We start from the raw sequence: 18647 nt of genomic DNA, 5'->3' as shown, positions 1-18647 counted from the left end.
GTAGTGAGTTTCAAATTAATTAACTGTTGCTAAGTTGGCTCAACAGCGATTTCATCCACTGATGCCCTTTATCTTTTGTTGTAGATTCGTGCCAAATCAAATAGCACGGACGGCTTACCTTATCCCATGGTAATGAAACAGCTCTTATTGCTAATTGTTCGCTGTAGTGTTCAACCAACCATCTTGGAGTAACCGCAACCAAATAGGTTTGAGATACAATATGCAGCACGCTATTCAAGTCAGTTCCCTGATAAACCACAGAACGCAGACGTTCTCCATTTTCATAATAGGGAGCACTGAATGAACCTACATTATCCAATGATACAACTGCATGATGTTCCTCATACAATTGCTGTTCACTAATGCTATTTTCAATTCTTGGATGATTATTGGAAACGGCCAGGACCAACTCATCATTGAATAACGGGTAATGATGAAAATCCATACGTTCCAGCTGTGTATAGCTAATGACAAACTCAGTTTCCTGATACCTGAGCTGATGTTCAATATTATCATGCAGATATGATCGAATCGTAACACCCAGATTTGGTGTATTTTGTTTTACCTGCGCCACTATTTTTGCTGCCAGTCTAATATCTAAAGGGCTGCAAATTGAGAGATTAAAAACCCTGTCGCTATTATCAGGCTCAAAACCAACCCCAGGTAACTCATTATATACTAGTTGTAATGCCTGACGGACAGGACCAAATAATTGATGAGCCCTTGCCGTCGGTTGTATTCCACGCCCATAACGTACAAATAATTCGTCATTGAACATTAACTTCAAGCGAGAAACTGCATTACTAACAGCAGGTTGTGACATTCCCAATATCTGTGCCGCACGTGTTACATTCTGCATTTGCATCACCGCATCAAAAACAGTCAGCAGATTTAGATCCACATTACGTAAATGAATTTCACTTGGATCTTTTTTGGTTGCAGTTACTGAGGTGTATTCAGCCATTGTTTAACTCCACTAAACTCATTCAGATGACCCCGGCTAATAACAAAACATCGGAAATACCTTCATTCATTGCTCAGATATTACGATGACTTTTACTATTAACGAGATCAATTCTCTTAATCATTTTGATGATAAATAATTAAGACTCGTCCTTGTACAAATCTGAATACGCATAGCTAACCAGCGCATCCCCTTATTAATGTTAAAAATATATAATCTCAGTTAGTAGAAAATGTAGATGCTCATTATTCATTCACAAAAAAGTACATTGTGTTAACAATTTATTCACCCTAGTATTCCGTATGTGATGATAAATCAAAGAATGACTCAATTCATAATAAAATTACTGATTTATTATTATTAAACAATTTTATCAGAGTCATTATATTATGAAATTATTTTTTCAACGATATATAACATAACTTCCTATTTATACCTATTTGTCAATGACAAACGATGTTTTTCAGAAAAATACAAATCCACTTCCAGCTCCCGGCACGAAAATACTTAATTTTAATTAATCAGTATAATGCGCTGTTTTTTATATAAATCTGAGTTTATCACTCAAGCCCAACCCAAACATAAAAGGACAAAATAAAATCTTTTTAAATATAAACAGATCAACACTTCAATTTGCAGTCATAGGAAAAGCAAAACCAAGAATCATATGCCTAAATGAATTCTTGACATCACTTTTAAGATAACGTATCAATAAAAGCATCCGAATACCAAACACTCATTAATACTATTGAAAGGTTGGATCAGTATGATTCACTCAATTTGTCTACTAAGCCTACTACTAATCGTATCTAATATGCGCGGTATGCTGGTGGACAGAAAACAGAGTTGATCCAAACCAGACATAAACAAGAACCCGCGCCTTGCGCGGGTTTTTTTTACCTGCTGGGCGCCAAAAATAACCACGAGAGGAGCATGATATGAGCCAGCAAGTTATTATCTTCGATACCACATTACGTGATGGAGAACAGGCATTACAAGCCAGTTTAAGTGTGAAAGAGAAGCTCCAGATTGCATTGGCTTTGGAGAGAATGGGTGTTGATGTTATGGAAGTTGGTTTTCCGGTTTCCTCTCCTGGTGACTTTGAATCTGTACAGACGATCGCCAGGCAGATAAAAGACAGCCGTGTTTGCGCCTTAGCCCGTTGTGTAGAAAAAGACATTGATGTTGCCGCTGAAGCATTAAAAGTTGCGGAAGCTTTTCGAATTCACGTTTTCCTGGCTACCTCCAACTTACATATTGAATCCAAGCTGAAAAAAACATTCGAAAATGTTATGGAGATGGCCGCTCAATCGATCAAGCGGGCACGTCGTTACACTGATGATGTTGAATTCTCCTGTGAAGATGCCGGCCGAACACCGATTGATAATCTGTGCCGGATTGTTGAAAATGCCATCAAAGCAGGGGCAACGACGATTAACATTCCAGATACTGTCGGTTACACCACACCCTATCAATTTGGCGGCATCATCACTAACTTGATCGAACGTGTTCCTAATATTGACAAGGCGATATTATCCGTACATTGCCACGATGATTTGGGGATGTCTGTCGCCAACTCTATCACTGCGGTGCAATCGGGTGCCCGTCAGATAGAGGGAACGATGAATGGTCTGGGTGAACGTGCCGGCAACTGCTCGCTGGAAGAAGTGATCATGGCAATTAAAGTTCGTCAGCAAATGTTAGGCGTTTATACTCATATCAATCATCAAGAAATTTACCGTACCAGTCAGTTAGTTAGCCAGTTATGTAATATGCCGATCCCAGCGAATAAAGCGGTTGTTGGTAGCAATGCATTTGCCCACTCATCCGGTATTCATCAGGATGGCGTACTGAAAAATCGCGAAACTTACGAAATTATGACGCCGGAATCCATCGGCCTGAAAGAAATTCAATTGAATCTGACTTCCCGCTCCGGTCGCGCAGCCGTGAAACACCGTATGGAAGAGATGGGATATCAGGACAAAGATTACGATCTGGATAGCTTATACGAAGCCTTTTTGCGTCTGGCAGATAAGAAAGGCCAGGTATTTGACTATGATTTGGAGGCGTTAGCTTTCATCAATCTGCAACATCAAGAGCCAGAATTTTTCCGTCTGGATAACTTTAATATCCAATCTGGCTCCAACGTGATAGCAACAGCAGCGATACGTTTAGCGTGTGGTAAAGAGATAAAATCAGAAGCTGCCACCGGTAATGGTCCGGTAGATGCTGTCTATCAGGCAATCAGCCGAATGACTGAATACCCCATTGAGCTGGTTTCTTATCAGTTATCAGGTAAAGGGCAAGGGAAAAATGCGCTGGGTCAGGTCAATATCGTTGTCGAATGCTTTGGACGTCGTTTCCACGGCATGGGACTGGAAACAGATATTGTTGAATCCTCTGCTAAGGCAATGATTCATGCGCTGAATTGTATCTGGCGCGCAGAACAAGTGAAGAAAGAGAAACAACGCATACAGCGAAATACAAAGGAAATAGTGTGAACATGTCGAACAGTTATCATATTGCAATTTTGCCCGGTGATGGTATCGGTCCTGAAATTATGACTCAAGCCCATAAGATATTGGATGCCATCCGTCAGCGTTTCAATATCCGTATCACCACTAGCGAATATGATGTGGGTGGGATTGCTATCGATCGTCACGGTTGCCCATTGCCGTTAGAAACCGTAACCGGCTGTGAACAAGCTGATGCTATATTGTTCGGCTCCGTAGGTGGCCCTAAATGGGAACATTTACCACCAGCAAAACAACCTGAGCGCGGCGCACTTCTGCCATTACGCAAACATTTCAAACTGTTCAGCAACTTACGCCCTGCCCGCTTATATGCCGGATTAGAAGTATTTTGTCCTTTACGCAGTGATATTGCCGCCAAAGGCTTTGATATTTTATGTGTCCGTGAACTAACAGGCGGTATCTATTTTGGTCAACCCAAAGGACGTGAAGGCCAGGGTAAATATGAGCGTGCATTTGATACTGAAATTTATCACCGCTTTGAAATTGAACGTATCGCCCGTATCGCCTTTGAATCTGCCCGCAAACGCCGTAATAAAGTGACGTCTATTGATAAAGCAAACGTGTTGCAGAGCTCCGTATTGTGGCGGGAAGTGGTTACTGAGATTGCAAAAGAGTATCCAGATGTAGTAATCAACCACATGTATATTGATAATGCCACCATGCAGTTGATTAAAGATCCGTCTCAGTTTGATGTGATGCTGTGCTCCAATATTTTCGGTGATATTTTATCCGATGAATGCGCTATGATTACCGGTTCCATGGGAATGCTTCCTTCCGCCAGCTTGAACGAAAAAAGTTTTGGCCTGTATGAACCGGCGGGTGGCTCTGCACCGGATATTGCCGGAAAAGGCATTGCTAACCCGATAGCCCAGATCCTATCTGCTGCTTTACTGTTGCGTTACAGCTTAGGTCATCATGATGCGGCTAATGCGATTGAACAGGCGGTTAACCATGTGCTGGAACAGGGCTATCGCACAACCGATTTGGCCGGAAATGGCAAAGCAATCAGCACTGATGAAATGGGCAGCGTTATCGCCCGTTATGTAGCCGAGGGTATTTAACATGGCTAAGACTTTATATCAGAAATTATATGACGCTCATATTGTCCGGGAAGTCCCGAATGAAACCCCGTTGCTCTATATTGATCGCCATTTGGTTCATGAAGTGACCTCCCCGCAGGCGTTTGATGGTTTGCGTACGAAAGGCCGACCGGTGCACCAGCCGGATAAAACGTTCGCAACAATGGATCATAACGTATCCACGCAGACAAAAGATATTAACGCCTGTGGTGACATGGCGCGTATTCAAATGCAGGAGTTGATGAAAAACTGTGCCGAATTCGGTATCACATTATATGATCTGAACCATCCCTATCAGGGAATTGTTCATGTAATCGGACCGGAACAAGGCATGACCCTGCCAGGAATGACGATCGTTTGTGGTGATTCCCATACCGCCACGCATGGCGCATTCGGTTCACTGGCTTTCGGTATTGGTACTTCTGAAGTTGAACACGTACTGGCCACCCAAACCCTGAAACAAGCCCGTGCTAAGACGATGAAAATCGAAGTGGTTGGTGACGTCGGTAATGCAATTACCGCCAAAGATATCGTTCTGGCAATCATTGGCAAAACAGGCAGTGCGGGTGGTACAGGTTATGTGGTTGAATTCTGTGGTAAGGCGATTGAAGCGCTGAGTATGGAAGGCCGTATGACCTTATGTAATATGGCAATTGAAATGGGCGCTAAAGCGGGGTTAGTCGCGCCAGATGAAACCACATTTACTTATATAAAAGGCCGTCAATTCTCACCAAAAGGAGAACTGTGGGAACAAGCTGTTGCTTACTGGAAGACACTGAAATCCGATCCTGCTGCACAATATGACACCGTTATTACTATTAACGCGGAAGAGATCTCGCCACAGGTCACATGGGGAACAAACCCAGGGCAAGTCATTGCTATTGATCAAACCATTCCCGCACCGGAATCTTTCAGTGATCCTGTTGAACGTGCATCGGCTGAAAAAGCACTGGCTTATATGGATTTAAAACCGGGTATTAAATTGACAGATGTGAAGATCGATAAAGTCTTCATTGGCTCCTGTACCAACTCCCGCATTGAAGATTTACGGGCTGCGGCAGCCATCGCACAAGGCCATAAAGTTGCACCAGGCGTTCAGGCAATCGTCGTTCCAGGATCGGGCCCCGTTCAGGCGCAAGCAGAAGCAGAAGGTTTAGATAAGATTTTCATAAGTGCTGGTTTTGAATGGCGCTTACCGGGGTGTTCAATGTGTCTGGCAATGAATAATGACCGTCTGCAACCCGGTGAACGTTGCGCTTCTACTAGTAACCGTAACTTCGAAGGGCGTCAGGGGCGTGGTGGACGCACGCATTTGGTCAGCCCGGCGATGGCAGCAGCAGCAGCGATTAATGGTCATTTTATCGACATACGTCATCCAGCACAGAAGCCATAAAGGAGGAATTATGGAAAAGTTTATTCAACATACTGGGTTGGTCGCTCCTTTAGATGCTGCAAACGTTGATACCGATGCCATTATTCCAAAACAATTTTTGCAGAAAGTTACCCGTACCGGGTTTGGTCAGCACCTGTTTCATGACTGGCGTTTCCTTGATGATACGGGACAAAAACCCAATCCTGACTTCATATTAAACCAGCCCAGTTATCAGGGTGCCAGTATCCTTCTGGCGCGTGAAAACTTTGGTTGTGGTTCCTCCCGTGAACACGCCCCCTGGGCATTGACGGATTATGGTTTTAAAGTGGTTATTGCACCAAGTTTTGCCGATATTTTCTATGGTAACGCCTTCAACAACCAGTTACTGCCAGTGAAATTAGATGATAAAGATGTTGATGAACTATTTGAATTGGTTCAGCAAAACACAATTTGTCATTTTACCGTCGATCTGGAACAACAGAAAGTACACGCCGGCAATAAAAGCTACGATTTTGAAATCGATGGCTTCCGACGTCACTGTATGATGAATGGTCTGGACAGTATCGGCCTGACATTGCAACACCTGGACGCCATAATCGCCTATGAGCAGGAACAGCCGGTTTTCCTGCGTTGACCTTTCCCTTTATTTATTCATCCCGTAGTTTTGTACTACGGGATTTTTTTAGATCTGACCTATGGATATGTGGATAAGTTTTTTCTTCGGCCTAACGTGTGAAAAATAAGCAAAGTGCAACATGAAATATCCCTGACAAAAGGGCTGTGAATAAAATGTTTATTATCAGATTCCCGTGTGTTCTAATAAATAATATCTGCAACATAAAATTTAATAATTTAAGGCGCGTTAGATGAAGTTAAATATAACCGTCAATACATATCCATCGATTTAATGCGATATAGAGAAATACGATTATGAAGTGACGGTGGTAAAGGGAAACAAAAAGGCATCGTACATAGTTTCTTTCTCTCTACTGGATGAGCCTCTCAAGGCACTTTTTGAGCCTATTTATGAAGATGAGCATACTTTGAACGGCATCTTCTCAGTGAATTTCTTTGATGTTGAGGCTATTTACTCTGGAGCTCAGGATTATCGCTTTGACGCATATTCTGATATGAACTATTCAAGAGCTGAACTGGAATATTTCTTTGTGCGTGGCATTGGAAAAGCAATATTAGATTTTTGCGCTTCACATAAAAACAAAGTTAAGGTTATTATTTACTTCCCAATGAAACCAATATTGGCTCAATATTATGAGCGCTTGTTGAAAAAACACTCAGATGGCGTAAAATATATCTACCGAAAAGATCTGGCTGATGAGGAATCCTTATATGTCATTGAAATCTTATAATCGGCCACAGTTGTCAGCGGCGGCTTTGGCCCGCAGAGAAACACTTATGGCTTTTCAGAACCGAGTTGCAGAATCCGTTAAAAATGATGTCTTGAAAAAGCGTCAGGGTTCCGGAAACGTCACCGAACAGGTTCCCGCTAAAAAAGAGCATCCGCTACCCTGATAAATCATGAATTTAAAAGATCTTGCCCAATCTCCAGTAACGAATAGGTCTTCTGGGGATCGGGCCACTGTCCTATTATCTCCGGTATGACAGCCCTTTGGGCTGTTGGCTATCCATCTCCCCCTAATCCTAAAAGTTCGCTTCGCTCTCAATAAGAATTTAGGTGGGAGAATTCCACAATTTTATTAAAGTAGAAAATAAAGGTCACCCTGCCCTACCTAACACGGACTCAGACCGCCATCTTTTTCAGTTTTGAGAAGTTTTTAGCTGATCCGAGGCCAGTCGCTGAATCCTTACCCCCCAGAAATAGAGGTTAACCTAGCATATTGAGGAAATTAATAGTCATGAATCGCAACAGTAGCTGGACAAATCTCTATCAATACCAGATTATGACTCATTTTGAACTGATACGTAAAAAAGAGGCGGTATAGAAGGACGGTACACACAATGTACAGTAAGAAAAAAAGCCAGTAAGGTTTCTTACTGGCTGGCAAATCACCATTACTCAAGAAAATTGGGGGAGAAGCCAGATTTCGTTCTGGCCTATTGAGCTACTTTCAATATGGATAATTATCGGCTAAATATAAGGAGATAAAAATTGATCAATAATACTGCGGAGTTCCTCTTTTATGCCCAGCCCACGTTTACAACAACAATTCATCCGATTATGGCAGCACCATCAAGGAAAAGAGGCTGAAACAACGTTACAAGAGCTGGCAAATGTATTGCACTGTTCAAAGCGCCATATCCGTTCACTGCTCAACAATATGCAGAAAGCTGGCTGGTTACAGTGGCAGGCTGAGTCCGGTCGGGGGAAACGTTCTCAACTGAATTTCCTGCAAGATGGGAGGAAACTCCAGCAACAACGGGCTGAAGAGCTGCTTGAGCAACAGAACATTGAGAAACTGGTTCAGCTGGTTGGCGATAAAAATACCGTCCGTCAGATGGTGCTATCCCAGATTGAACGCCGTTTCCGCCAAGGAAAAAACTTACTGCGGATACTCTACTACCGCCCTTTCCCTAACCTGTTACCTGGATCACCTTTACGCCGTTCTGAAATTCACCTGGTCAGGCAGATATTTAATAGTCTGACACGTATAAATGAGGAAAATGGGGAACCAGAAGCTGATTTAGCTCATCACTGGCAACAGCTATCTCCAAATCATTGGCGCTTTTATCTGCGACCTGCCATCCATTTTCACCATGGCAGAGAATTACAGATGGAGGATGTCATCACTTCGATACAAAGGTTACGTCACCTGCCTCTCTTTTCCCATATTGATAAAGTCACCACCCCGACACCACACGTAATTGATATCTTTCTTTTAGAACCCGATCACTGGCTCCCTTTATTGATTGGCAGCCCACACGCCATGATTTTGCCTCAAGAGTGGCAGCAACTACCGAACTTCTCTCGCACGCCAATAGGAACCGGCCCTTACCAGGTAATAAAAAACAGCTCACAGAAACTACAAATTCGTGCCTTTGATAATTACTTTGGCTTTCGGGCGCTGATTGATGAGGTAAATATCTGGATTCTGCCAGAATTAGCCGAGAAACTGGTTTGTACAACCCTGCATCTGGAAAGTGACAGCGCGGGTAATAACTCGTTAGAAAGCAGGATGGAAGAAGGCTGTTATTTCCTGCTGCATGATCACCGTTCGGCTCAATGCAGGCGAGAAGATGTTCGCCAATGGTTATGTAGCCTGCTAACACCAATAAATCTGTTAGCGCATTGCGACCCTTTTTATCAACGCCACTGGTCACCCGCATATGGCCTGTTACTGCGCTGGCATCACAGTAAACTGATACCCGAGTTGAGCAAACCAGAAGACATTACTCATCTGACCGTCACTCTTTATCATCAACATCACGAATACCACACAATCAGCCAGATCCTTCAGACCATACTGACCAAGTGTGGTGTCGAATTGAAAATCAATATTGTGGATTATGACACATGGTTCAATGGCGACGCCGAAAGTGACTTTTGGCTTTCTACCGCCAATTTTTATAATCCTCTGGAATTTTCACTGTTCGCTACATTGTATGAAATACCATTATTGAAAAAATGCCTCGGTGATAACTTGAATCAAGAAGTATCACAATGGCGACGACAAGAATTATCCCTTGAAGAGTGGTGTGAAAAAATAGTTGATGAACACTGGCTGTATCCACTATTTCACCACTGGCTTGAGTTACAAGGACAGCGAAGTATGCGAGGCGTCAAAATGAACACTTTTGGTTGGTTTGATTTCAAATCTGCTTGGTTTAACCCATTTGACTACCCCTCTTCCTAAAGGAAGAGGATTCCCAGAGGCTGGCTAATAAGGGGTAATTCACAGAAAAAGCCAGAGTTATGAACATACACAGGTGTACAAACCCGCTTTTATTCACTTTTTCTGTGGATATCTATGTGAAAAAGGCAGGGGTAATTCAAGTATAGCTTTATGTTATGAATTATCAGTCTATAGACAAAAAATGAAATAGTATTTATTTTTCATTGAAATAGCAGCTATTTACCCTGCTATCTCAAACATCCATCACCGCCATAATGAACAACACCAGTTGTGGCGAACAAAAAATAATCAATAACAATGTTATCCACACGTTATGCTTTTTAGTTAAGCAAAAAACAGGGTTTTTGTAGAAAAAAGTGTTAGTCAAATCTGTAAATCAAACCGGTGATCTCATTTTTGTCTACTTATCCCATAAAACTGTGGATAACATGGTGTAAGATCCTGTTCATTATTACCAGCAATAGGTGAACAACAGAGTCACTCAATCTTACAATACTTGAAACAGCAATAAAAAATGTTTGTATATCATGCTATTATCACTTTATTAGTTATTACGTAAAACCCAGATTTATTATTCACAGAGACTAAGGCTGTTTTTTGACCTAAAAAGCGGATATCCCAAATGAACACACTTTTTTCCTCTCCTCTTCCACCGGATAATGAACAACAGTTGTTTGAATGCGCCCAACTCCTGGCGGGTTTATCAATGGGAGAATTGGCGGCAAAAGCAGATTTACCTATCCCTCCCAATCTGAAACGGGATAAAGGCTGGGTAGGCATGTTATTAGAATATTATCTCGGTGCCAGTGCCGGCAGTAAACCAGAGCAGGATTTCGAACATATCGGTGTTGAACTTAAAACTATTCCTGTAGACAGAAGAGGTTACCCATTGGAAACAACATTTGTCTGCGTTGCACCCTTGACAGGGAACAGCGGTATTACTTGGGAACGCTGTCATGTCCGGCGCAAACTATCCCGTGTGCTGTGGATACCCGTTGAAGGTGAACGGGAAATTCCTTTAGCTAAACGCCGGGTCGGCTCCCCTTTGCTGTGGAGTCCCAATAAAGAAGAGGAAGAGTTACTACGCCATGACTGGGAGGAATTGATGGATCTTATCGTACTTGGCAAAGTAGAGAGCGTTACGGCCCGTCATGGTGAAGTACTACAGTTACGCCCTAAAGCAGCCAACAGCAAGGCATTAACCGAGGCAATCGGAGCACACGGACAACCTATTATGACTCTGCCCCGGGGGTTCTATCTGAGGAAAAACTTTACTGCCCCGCTACTGGCCCGCCATTTCCTGATTTAACATTGATCTCTGACAGGTTTTTTCATTGATATACTTACCTTGCATTCAATCGCGCGTATAATTAAGTCTTTACCTTAAGGTTTTAATAAGCAATGTTAGAATGGATTGTTGATCCTCATGCTTGGATGGCACTTGCCACCCTGACAATTCTGGAAATCGTTTTAGGGATTGATAACATTATCTTTTTGTCGCTTGTTGTGGCAAAACTCCCTCCCCATCAACAAAATAAAGCACGCAAAATTGGGCTGATGGGCGCGATGCTAATGCGTCTGGGGCTGCTGGCATCTATTGCCTGGGTTATCCGGCTGACCTACCCGATCTTAACGGTTTTTGAACATGATGTTTCTGCCCGGGACCTAATCTTATTCTTTGGCGGCCTGTTCCTGATATGGAAAGCCAGTAAAGAGATTCACGAAGTCATCGAAGGGGGCAATGAAGAAGGCTTAAAACGTCCTGTTCACTCTTTCTTAGGCGCTATTATCCAAATTATGCTGTTGGATATTATTTTCAGCCTGGATTCCGTCATCACCGCCGTTGGTCTCTCTGATCATCTGTTTATTATGATGGCCGCGGTTATCATAGCCGTCGCTGTTATGATGTTGGCCGCTCGTCCTATCGGCGAATTCGTTGACCGTCACCCCTCAGTAAAAATGCTGGCACTGTCATTCCTGATCCTTGTGGGCTTTACCCTTATTCTGGAAGGCGTACAGGTGCACATACCTAAAGGTTATATCTATTTTGCGATGTTCTTCTCAATGGCAGTAGAAACACTGAATCTGATGCGTGGGAAAAAGAAGAAGAAAGAAAATTAGTTATGGCTCTGCAATAGCGCTAAAAATATCATTTTCTATGTAGCAAAAAATCGCCGGTTATTCCGGCGTTTTTTGTTATACTTAGCTAATCTAGCCAAGTATAGGAATCTCATTATGACTGTCCAAGCAAATATGCATGAAGCTAAAAGTAACCTAAGCCAGTTAGCAGATAAGGCTGTCGGTGGTGAAGTTGTCATTATAGCCAAAGCTGGAAAACCTTATGTCCAGCTTGTACCAATCACCCAACAAAACAGAGTTCCTGGAGGATTCGAAGATCTTATTACGATAGAAGAGGATTTTTTTAATGCAGATCGGGAAATTCAGTTCATGTTTGAAGGTGACAAATGAAACGTTTGCTGCTCGATACACATGTTTTCATCTGGTGGCTTACCAATGACCCGAAACTAGGACCGATTACGCGGAACATTTTGTCCAAAGGGACAAACACTGTATATGTCAGTGCTGTTACACCTTGGGAGATATCTATTAAACGCTCTATCGGTAAACTGGACTTCAGAGCCGACTTTGAAATTGCTATGGAGAAAAACAGCTTCTTCCCGCTATCTATATCACATGCCCATGCGGAACATGCTGGAAACTTACCACGCCATCATGGTGATCCTTTTGACAGGATGCTAATTGTTCAATCTTCTATGGAAGGACTAACACTGATTTCAGCTGATAGTATTTTCTCTCAATATGGCATTCGGTTAATTGATGCTCGTATGTGAAAAATGATGAAAAATGATGAAAAATATTCAGAAAAGTGCATATATAAGATTACGCTGATTCAAATAATACCAGAGCTTTAGGGAATAAATTTACAACTCGCTATAAGTTTATTGACTATCCCCTAAAGCTATTATCAGAGCAGAAGAATTTTAGACCGTCTTCTTAGCCGCTTGTAAATAAAGCATCTCCAGCGCAATAGTCGCACCTGCCAGAGCGGTAATCTCGGACTGGTCATAAGCTGGCGCAACTTCCACCACATCCATACCCACAATATTCAGCGGCTGCAAACCACGCAATAATTTCAATGCACGATCGGTTGTCAAACCACCAATTACCGGTGTACCGGTACCGGGTGCAAAAGCAGGATCAAGACAATCGATATCAAAAGTCAGATAAACCGGCATATCGCCAACAGTCTCTTTTATCTGAACAACCAAATCATTCACATCACGGTCATTAACCTGAGCGGCATCCAGCACCGTGAAGCCATCATCCTGACCATGTTCAGTACGGATACCAATCTGTACTGAATGATGTGGGTCGATCAACCCTTCGTTTGGCGCATGATAGAACATGGTGCCGTGATCAAATTTGCTACCATTTGGATAGGTATCAGAATGAGCGTCGAAATGAATCAGAGCCATTTTACCGAAATGTTTGGCATGAGCGCGCAATAAAGGCAAAGTAATGAAGTGGTCACCGCCAAAAGAGAGCATACGCTTACCGGAAGCCAGCAATTTTTCAGCATGAGCCTGTAACTTATCACTCATATTCTGAGCATCACCAAAGTCGAAGACCAAATCACCACAATCCACAACGTTCAGGCGATTGCGTAATTTAAAATCCCACGGCCAACGGCTGCTTTCCCACGCTAGGTTGGTCGAAACCTGACGAATAGCCGCAGGCCCATGGCGACTGCCTGAACGGCCTGATGTTGCCATATCAAATGGCACTCCGGTAATCACCCACTCTGCATCGCTGGAATACGGCTGGAAGTTCAGCGGAAAGCGCAGGAAACCGAAGGCATTAGAAACCAAAGAGTTATCTTGTTGGTTGCCCAAGGTATTTATTGTCATGATATATCCTCAACAATCTCCCGACAGAACAAGGCTATTTCATTACAGAATAAATACGCAAAGCCATGACAAGATGGGGTATCGCTGAAAGAACCCCATATTCATGTATCCTTGATATTTAACTGATATCAATAACCTTATCTGTATATAAGAAGCTTAATTAACGCCAGAAGATTATTCATCTTCCAGATATGTGTAGCCATAAAGACCACTTTCAAATTCCAGTAAAAATTGCTCTTGCAAACCTGCATCCAGATCTGCGCCTTTTACCTGATCACGGAAACGAGCCATCAATACATTAGGGTCCAGTTTCACATATTGCAACATATCAGCGACTGAATCCCCTTCTTCACTTTGGTTATAAGTGACTTCGCCATTATCGAATACATAAACATCAATAGCCGCAGTATCCCCAAACAGATTATGCATATTGCCCAGAATTTCCTGATATGCCCCCACCATAAAGAAACCAATCATTGGCGGGTAATCAGGATCATAAGCAGGCATAGGCATGGTTGTTGCCACACCATCACCATCCACATAATGATCAATGATGCCATCGGAATCGCAGGTGATATCTAACAATACAGCACGACGATCCAACGGCTTATCCAGCCCTTCAATCGGTAAAACAGGAAACAATTGGTCGATACCCCATGCATCAGGCATAGACTGGAACAGAGAGAAATTCACATAGAATTTATCTGCCATACGCTCTTGCAGCTCATCAATAATTGGCCGGTGAGCACGATTGCTGGGATCAAGATCCTGCTGAATACGACGACAGATATTCAGATAAAGTTCTTCCGCCCAAGCCCGTTCCGTCAAATCCAGCATTCCATGCGCATATTGTGTATGAACATCATGCAGATCAAGCTGACTGTCATGCAACGATTCACGTAAAGAACGTCTATTCCCTTCGGAATGCATCTCCTGCCAGGTCTCCCACAGGCTGGCGATCGGGCGGGAAGCATCCTCTGCCGGTGGCGTCGTCTGCGTAAATTCATTACGTTCAACCCCGATAACATTGGATACCAACACCGTATGATGAGCCGTCAGGGCGCGACCAGATTCGGTGATAACGGTCGGGTGTGGTAAACCATGCTCATCACAGGCATCACCAATACCCCAAATGACATTGTTGGCGTATTCATTCAACCCATAGTTCACAGAACAATCAGATTGAGAACGGGTTCCTTCATAATCGACACCCAATCCACCACCAACGTCAAAGCACTCAATATTGACACCGAGTTTATGTAACTCGACATAAAAACGAGCTGATTCACGAACACCTGTTGCGATATCACGAATATTCGCCAACTGTGAGCCAAGGTGAAAATGCAGTAATTGCAAGCTATCAAGCCGGCCTGCTTCACGCAGGATCTCAACTAATTGCAGTACCTGAGTCGCAGCTAGCCCAAACTTCGATTTTTCACCGCCACTGGCTTGCCATTTACCCGAACCCTGAGATGCTAAACGGGCACGGACACCCAAACGAGGGATGACATTCAGCCGTTCAGCCTCTTCCAGTACCTGAGCAATTTCAGACATTTTCTCGATCACCAGATAAACCTTGTGGCCGAGCTTTTCACCGATTAGCGCCAGACGAATATATTCACGATCTTTATATCCATTACATACGATTACGGTACGCGTCATACCCGCGTGTGCCAACACTGCCATGAGTTCCGCTTTGGAACCTGCTTCAAGCCCTAAAGGCTCACCGGAACTGGCCAGTGATTCAATGACACGGCGTTGTTGGTTAACTTTAATGGGATAAACTAAAAAGTAGTCGCCTTTATAACCATATGACTCTCTGGCGCGTTTAAATGCCGCGTTAATTGAACGCAGACGATGTTGTAGGATTTGAGGAAAACAAAAGAGCGCCGGCAAGCGTAAATGTTCCTGTTCCTCCTGAACTTTTTTCACCAATCCCGCAAGATCAATTCTTGCCCCTGGCAAATCAGGGTTTGGACAAACACTGACATTGCCGAGATCATTGACGTAGTAGTAACTCCCTCCCCAATATGCAATATTGTAAGTCTGTTGCATTTTACGAGCGATATTATCATTCATGGCAGTCTCCTTTAATGGAGTTAGAGTTTCGCCTTCGCCTGTAATTAATAAATAACTCAAAACACCATCATTTTACGTGTTGAGAAATATCAGGGAACAGCATGCTCTTAAGGTTGTAAAAAGCGTTTAGTTACTACTAAACAACGACAAAATTACCGAGTGACAATACGCCTGTGCGACATATCCGACCTATTTGTTGGCAACAGATAACATCGAATTAAAGACATATTGAAAAGAAAGGAAAAAGACGCGGATATATCCGACGACAAGTGTGGCTGTTGGCCATTAGCAATCAGCAGATAATGGTTCATTACCCCATTCACCCCCACACATGACTCATACCAAGGAGCCATTTTCTCAATTGAGAAACAGAAGCTATTAATATAGCTCTCTGCGAGTCTGTAGCACAAAGAATCCAACTACGGCCGCTGTTTATACTCGCAATTACACAAAATTGCAAAATGAAATTGAACAAAACTCACATATAAGCAAAGAAATTATTTGTCAGCAGATGAAAATTACCATTTGAACTAAAAAAATCTGGAATATGGATAAGAATTACCCTAGAATAGCCGTCTAGATGTTAATCCATCCGTTTCCAAACTGAAATTATATTTTTAAGGTAACGTTATATAATGACCACATACCTTTTCACTTCTGAATCTGTTTCCGAAGGGCATCCTGATAAAATCGCAGACCAAATTTCTGATGCTGTTCTTGACGCTATTTTGGAACAAGATCCAAAAGCCCGCGTTGCGTGCGAAACCTATGTTAAAACCGGCATGGTTATGGTTGGTGGTGAAATTACTACCAGCGCCTGGGTTGATATTGAAGAAATTACGCGGCAAACAGTTCGAGAGATTGGTTATGTTAATTCTGAGATGGGTTTTGATGCAAACTCATGCGCAGTATTAAGTGCGATTGGCAAACAGTCACCGGATATTAATCAAGGTGTTGACCGCGAAGATCCGCTACAACAAGGTGCTGGTGACCAAGGGCTAATGTTCGGTTATGCAACCAACGAAACTGATGTACTGATGCCTGCGCCTATCACCTATGCACACCGTCTGGTTCAGCGTCAGGCTGAGGTCCGGAAAAATGGTGTATTGCCGTGGCTGCGTCCCGATGCTAAAAGCCAGGTAACTTTCCAATACAATAACAACAAAATTGTCGGTGTTGACGCAGTTGTCCTTTCAACACAGCATTCTGAAGCGATTAATCAGAAAGATCTGCAAGAAGCCGTCATGGAAGAGATCATCAAGCCGGTTCTGCCTGCTGAGTGGTTAACTCCAACAACCAAATATTTCATCAACCCAACCGGCCGTTTCGTCATTGGTGGCCCAATGGGTGATTGTGGCCTGACTGGCCGTAAAATTATCGTAGATACTTACGGTGGCATGGCTCGTCATGGTGGCGGTGCATTCTCCGGTAAAGATCCATCCAAAGTTGACCGTTCAGCGGCTTATGCTGCACGTTATGTCGCAAAAAATATTGTTGCCGCAGGCTTGGCTGATCGCTGTGAAATTCAAGTTTCCTACGCTATCGGCGTTGCAGAGCCAACTTCCATTATGGTGGAAACGTTTGGTACGGAAAAAGTTTCAACAGCAACCCTGACTCTGCTGGTGCGTGAATTCTTCGATCTGCGCCCTCATGGCTTGATTCAGATGTTGGATCTGTTACATCCAATCTACCGTGATACTGCTGCATACGGACATTTTGGTCGCCCACAATTCCCGTGGGAAGCGACAGATAAAGCAGAAATCCTGCGTGACGCTGCGGGCTTGAAGCAATCAGCGGTCAATATATAAAAGCAAAAAGCCCGGTTTGGATAACTGAACCCGGCTTTTCTTAACATTAGCGGGTTATTGAAGAAATCCTGAAATTGCTATTTTTATCTGGCTTATTTAAGGATTTCTATTAATATTCGATTATCCTCGCCTTCTTCAATTTTCAACACATGCAATCAACCAGAATTCCTGTTGCCTTACAACAAGCTGTCATGCGTACTTTGCGGCAAAAGCTGCAACAGGCAAACTTATATCTCAATTGTGATTTTCCAGAACCTACAATAAATTACCGCCAGCGTAGTACCTCCGCAGGCAGTGCATATATAAAAGATTGGCAAATACGCCTTAATCCGGTGCTATTGATTGAAAACCAACAGGCTTTTATTGATGAAGTTGTTCCCCACGAACTGGCTCACCTATTGGTTTACCGCTATTTTGGCAAAGTATCTCCACATGGAAAACAATGGCGTTGGATGATGGAAGAAGTATTAGGTTCTACGGCTAGCCGAACACATAAGTTTGAAGTCGATTCAGTGCGTAGTAAAACTTTTACTTACTACTGTCGCTGCCAACAACATGAGCTGACTCTGCGACGTCATAATAAGATATTACGGGAAGAGAGCCATTATATCTGTAAGAAATGTGGAGAAAAGCTTATTGCTAAATCAATTGTTTCTTTTAATTCTGATTTATAAATATTTATAAAAAAATGGGATTAAATTATTTTACTATCTAAGTGAGTATTATCTGCATTTTAACCTCACTAAAAAAGTAAAAAAAGTGATTAAGGATTTTTTAAAGCGAGTAAAAGATTCGATGTTCTGCCGATAATAGAAAGAGAAAGCAGTAGGAAAAACAAGTTTTATACCCAAGAAACTTCAAGATGCAGTTTTTAGCACCTGAAAATGGTCGTTAATTCTAGACATCAGCGAGTCCGCTATATCAGGTAGCGTTGTGGTGAGAAATTTAAATACTTTGTCTCGAAATTCATGTTTATTAGCGAAATAACGGTTATTTCGAACATGTTCATTCATGACCTTCCATAATCGCTCTATCGGGTTTAAATTTGGGCT

The 18647-nt window shown here is 42.8% G+C and carries 17 protein-coding genes; 13 read left to right on the top strand and 4 right to left on the bottom strand.

The genetic code is table 11. The features are described 5' to 3' along the window. Positions 1–19 precede the first annotated feature (19 nt). The gene (gene leuO, locus ACGF7G_RS08980) at positions 20–964 is read right to left on the bottom strand and encodes a transcriptional regulator LeuO (RefSeq protein ID WP_387464861.1); all 945 of its coding nucleotides are present in this window, start codon (positions 962–964) and stop codon (positions 20–22) included. 938 nt (positions 965–1902) lie between these two features. Here leuO and leuA point away from each other — a divergent pair. The 11 genes from leuA (at position 1903) to ACGF7G_RS08925 (ending at position 12631) form a co-directional block, all read left to right on the top strand. Beyond that, positions 1903–3465, top strand: a complete 1563-nt coding sequence (leuA, locus tag ACGF7G_RS08975) for a 2-isopropylmalate synthase (RefSeq protein WP_387464859.1) — start codon at positions 1903–1905, stop codon at positions 3463–3465. Between the two features lie 2 nt (positions 3466–3467). After that, positions 3468–4559, top strand: a complete 1092-nt coding sequence (gene leuB / locus ACGF7G_RS08970) for a 3-isopropylmalate dehydrogenase (protein ID WP_387464857.1) — start codon at positions 3468–3470, stop codon at positions 4557–4559. A 1-nt stretch (position 4560) separates the two neighbouring features. Then, positions 4561–5970 (top strand): 3-isopropylmalate dehydratase large subunit, encoded by a 1410-nt coding sequence (leuC, locus tag ACGF7G_RS08965; RefSeq protein WP_387464855.1) that lies wholly within the window; start codon positions 4561–4563, stop codon positions 5968–5970. A gap of 7 nt (positions 5971–5977) precedes the next feature. After that, positions 5978–6583: a 3-isopropylmalate dehydratase small subunit gene (leuD, locus tag ACGF7G_RS08960; protein WP_387464931.1), complete on the top strand. Its 606-nt coding sequence runs from the start codon at positions 5978–5980 to the stop codon at positions 6581–6583. Positions 6584–6890: 307 nt separating this feature from the next. Next, positions 6891–7316 carry a hypothetical protein gene (locus ACGF7G_RS08955; protein WP_387464853.1) on the top strand — a complete coding sequence of 142 codons (426 nt, stop codon included), beginning with the start codon at positions 6891–6893 and terminating at the stop codon, positions 7314–7316. Continuing rightward, positions 7297–7479: a hypothetical protein gene (locus ACGF7G_RS08950; protein WP_133814842.1), complete on the top strand. Its 183-nt coding sequence runs from the start codon at positions 7297–7299 to the stop codon at positions 7477–7479. Before ACGF7G_RS08955 ends, ACGF7G_RS08950 begins: the two co-directional genes overlap by 20 nt. A 629-nt stretch (positions 7480–8108) precedes the next feature. After that, positions 8109–9779, top strand: coding sequence for an HTH-type transcriptional regulator SgrR (gene sgrR / locus ACGF7G_RS08945; protein WP_387464852.1), 1671 nt, complete (start codon positions 8109–8111; stop codon positions 9777–9779). Between the two features lie 622 nt (positions 9780–10401). Beyond that, complete coding sequence (gene mutH, locus ACGF7G_RS08940) at positions 10402–11088, top strand: DNA mismatch repair endonuclease MutH (RefSeq protein ID WP_387464850.1); 687 nt, start codon at positions 10402–10404, stop codon at positions 11086–11088. A 92-nt stretch (positions 11089–11180) separates the two neighbouring features. Next, entirely contained in the window at positions 11181–11900 is a 720-nt protein-coding gene (locus ACGF7G_RS08935; RefSeq protein WP_387464849.1) for a TerC family protein, read from the top strand. Positions 11901–12014: 114 nt separating this feature from the next. Beyond that, complete coding sequence (locus tag ACGF7G_RS08930) at positions 12015–12248, top strand: type II toxin-antitoxin system Phd/YefM family antitoxin (protein WP_133814846.1); 234 nt, start codon at positions 12015–12017, stop codon at positions 12246–12248. Beyond that, entirely contained in the window at positions 12245–12631 is a 387-nt protein-coding gene (locus ACGF7G_RS08925; protein WP_387464848.1) for a type II toxin-antitoxin system VapC family toxin, read from the top strand. The genes ACGF7G_RS08930 and ACGF7G_RS08925 overlap by 4 nt, the downstream gene beginning before the upstream one ends. A 150-nt stretch (positions 12632–12781) precedes the next feature. Here the strand turns inward: ACGF7G_RS08925 and speB are convergent, their stop codons facing one another. Both speB and speA read right to left on the bottom strand, forming a co-directional pair. Further along, complete coding sequence (speB, locus tag ACGF7G_RS08920) at positions 12782–13708, bottom strand: agmatinase (protein WP_133814848.1); 927 nt, start codon at positions 13706–13708, stop codon at positions 12782–12784. Positions 13709–13882: 174 nt separating this feature from the next. Beyond that, positions 13883–15787 carry a biosynthetic arginine decarboxylase gene (gene speA / locus ACGF7G_RS08915; protein ID WP_387464846.1) on the bottom strand — a complete coding sequence of 635 codons (1905 nt, stop codon included), beginning with the start codon at positions 15785–15787 and terminating at the stop codon, positions 13883–13885. A 635-nt stretch (positions 15788–16422) separates the two neighbouring features. Between speA and metK the strand changes: the two genes are divergently transcribed. Continuing rightward, on the top strand, positions 16423–17595 hold the full coding sequence (gene metK / locus ACGF7G_RS08910) for a methionine adenosyltransferase (RefSeq protein WP_133814850.1): 1173 nt from the start codon (positions 16423–16425) through the stop codon (positions 17593–17595). Between the two features lie 149 nt (positions 17596–17744). After that, on the top strand, positions 17745–18269 hold the full coding sequence (locus ACGF7G_RS08905; RefSeq protein ID WP_387464844.1) for a SprT family zinc-dependent metalloprotease: 525 nt from the start codon (positions 17745–17747) through the stop codon (positions 18267–18269). A gap of 183 nt (positions 18270–18452) precedes the next feature. Here the strand turns inward: ACGF7G_RS08905 and ACGF7G_RS08900 are convergent. Next, a partial coding sequence (locus ACGF7G_RS08900; RefSeq protein WP_387464842.1) for a transposase occupies positions 18453–18647 on the bottom strand: 195 nt, incomplete at its 5' end.

Source organism: Photorhabdus sp. RM323S (assembly GCF_042879375.1).
GTDB lineage: Bacteria > Pseudomonadota > Gammaproteobacteria > Enterobacterales > Enterobacteriaceae > Photorhabdus > Photorhabdus tasmaniensis.
Note: the sequence above shows the minus strand (reverse complement) of the source record. Positions and strands in the feature narration are given on the sequence as shown.

What these genes read in the sequence shown, in the direction of transcription:
- ACGF7G_RS08905 (WP_387464844.1), top strand. Translation starts at nt 17,745, where the DNA reads ATGCAATCAACCAGAATTCCTGTTGCCTTACAACAAGCTGTCATGCGT.
- metK (WP_133814850.1), top strand. Translation starts at nt 16,423, where the DNA reads ATGACCACATACCTTTTCACTTCTGAATCTGTTTCCGAAGGGCATCCT.
- mutH (WP_387464850.1), top strand. Translation starts at nt 10,402, where the DNA reads ATGAACACACTTTTTTCCTCTCCTCTTCCACCGGATAATGAACAACAG.
- ACGF7G_RS08950 (WP_133814842.1), top strand. Translation starts at nt 7,297, where the DNA reads ATGTCATTGAAATCTTATAATCGGCCACAGTTGTCAGCGGCGGCTTTG.
- leuB (WP_387464857.1), top strand. Translation starts at nt 3,468, where the DNA reads ATGTCGAACAGTTATCATATTGCAATTTTGCCCGGTGATGGTATCGGT.
- leuC (WP_387464855.1), top strand. Translation starts at nt 4,561, where the DNA reads ATGGCTAAGACTTTATATCAGAAATTATATGACGCTCATATTGTCCGG.
- ACGF7G_RS08925 (WP_387464848.1), top strand. Translation starts at nt 12,245, where the DNA reads ATGAAACGTTTGCTGCTCGATACACATGTTTTCATCTGGTGGCTTACC.
- ACGF7G_RS08930 (WP_133814846.1), top strand. Translation starts at nt 12,015, where the DNA reads ATGACTGTCCAAGCAAATATGCATGAAGCTAAAAGTAACCTAAGCCAG.
- speA (WP_387464846.1), bottom strand. Translation starts at nt 15,787, where the DNA reads ATGAATGATAATATCGCTCGTAAAATGCAACAGACTTACAATATTGCA.
- sgrR (WP_387464852.1), top strand. Translation starts at nt 8,109, where the DNA reads ATGCCCAGCCCACGTTTACAACAACAATTCATCCGATTATGGCAGCAC.
- speB (WP_133814848.1), bottom strand. Translation starts at nt 13,708, where the DNA reads ATGACAATAAATACCTTGGGCAACCAACAAGATAACTCTTTGGTTTCT.
- leuO (WP_387464861.1), bottom strand. Translation starts at nt 964, where the DNA reads ATGGCTGAATACACCTCAGTAACTGCAACCAAAAAAGATCCAAGTGAA.
- ACGF7G_RS08935 (WP_387464849.1), top strand. Translation starts at nt 11,181, where the DNA reads ATGTTAGAATGGATTGTTGATCCTCATGCTTGGATGGCACTTGCCACC.
- leuA (WP_387464859.1), top strand. Translation starts at nt 1,903, where the DNA reads ATGAGCCAGCAAGTTATTATCTTCGATACCACATTACGTGATGGAGAA.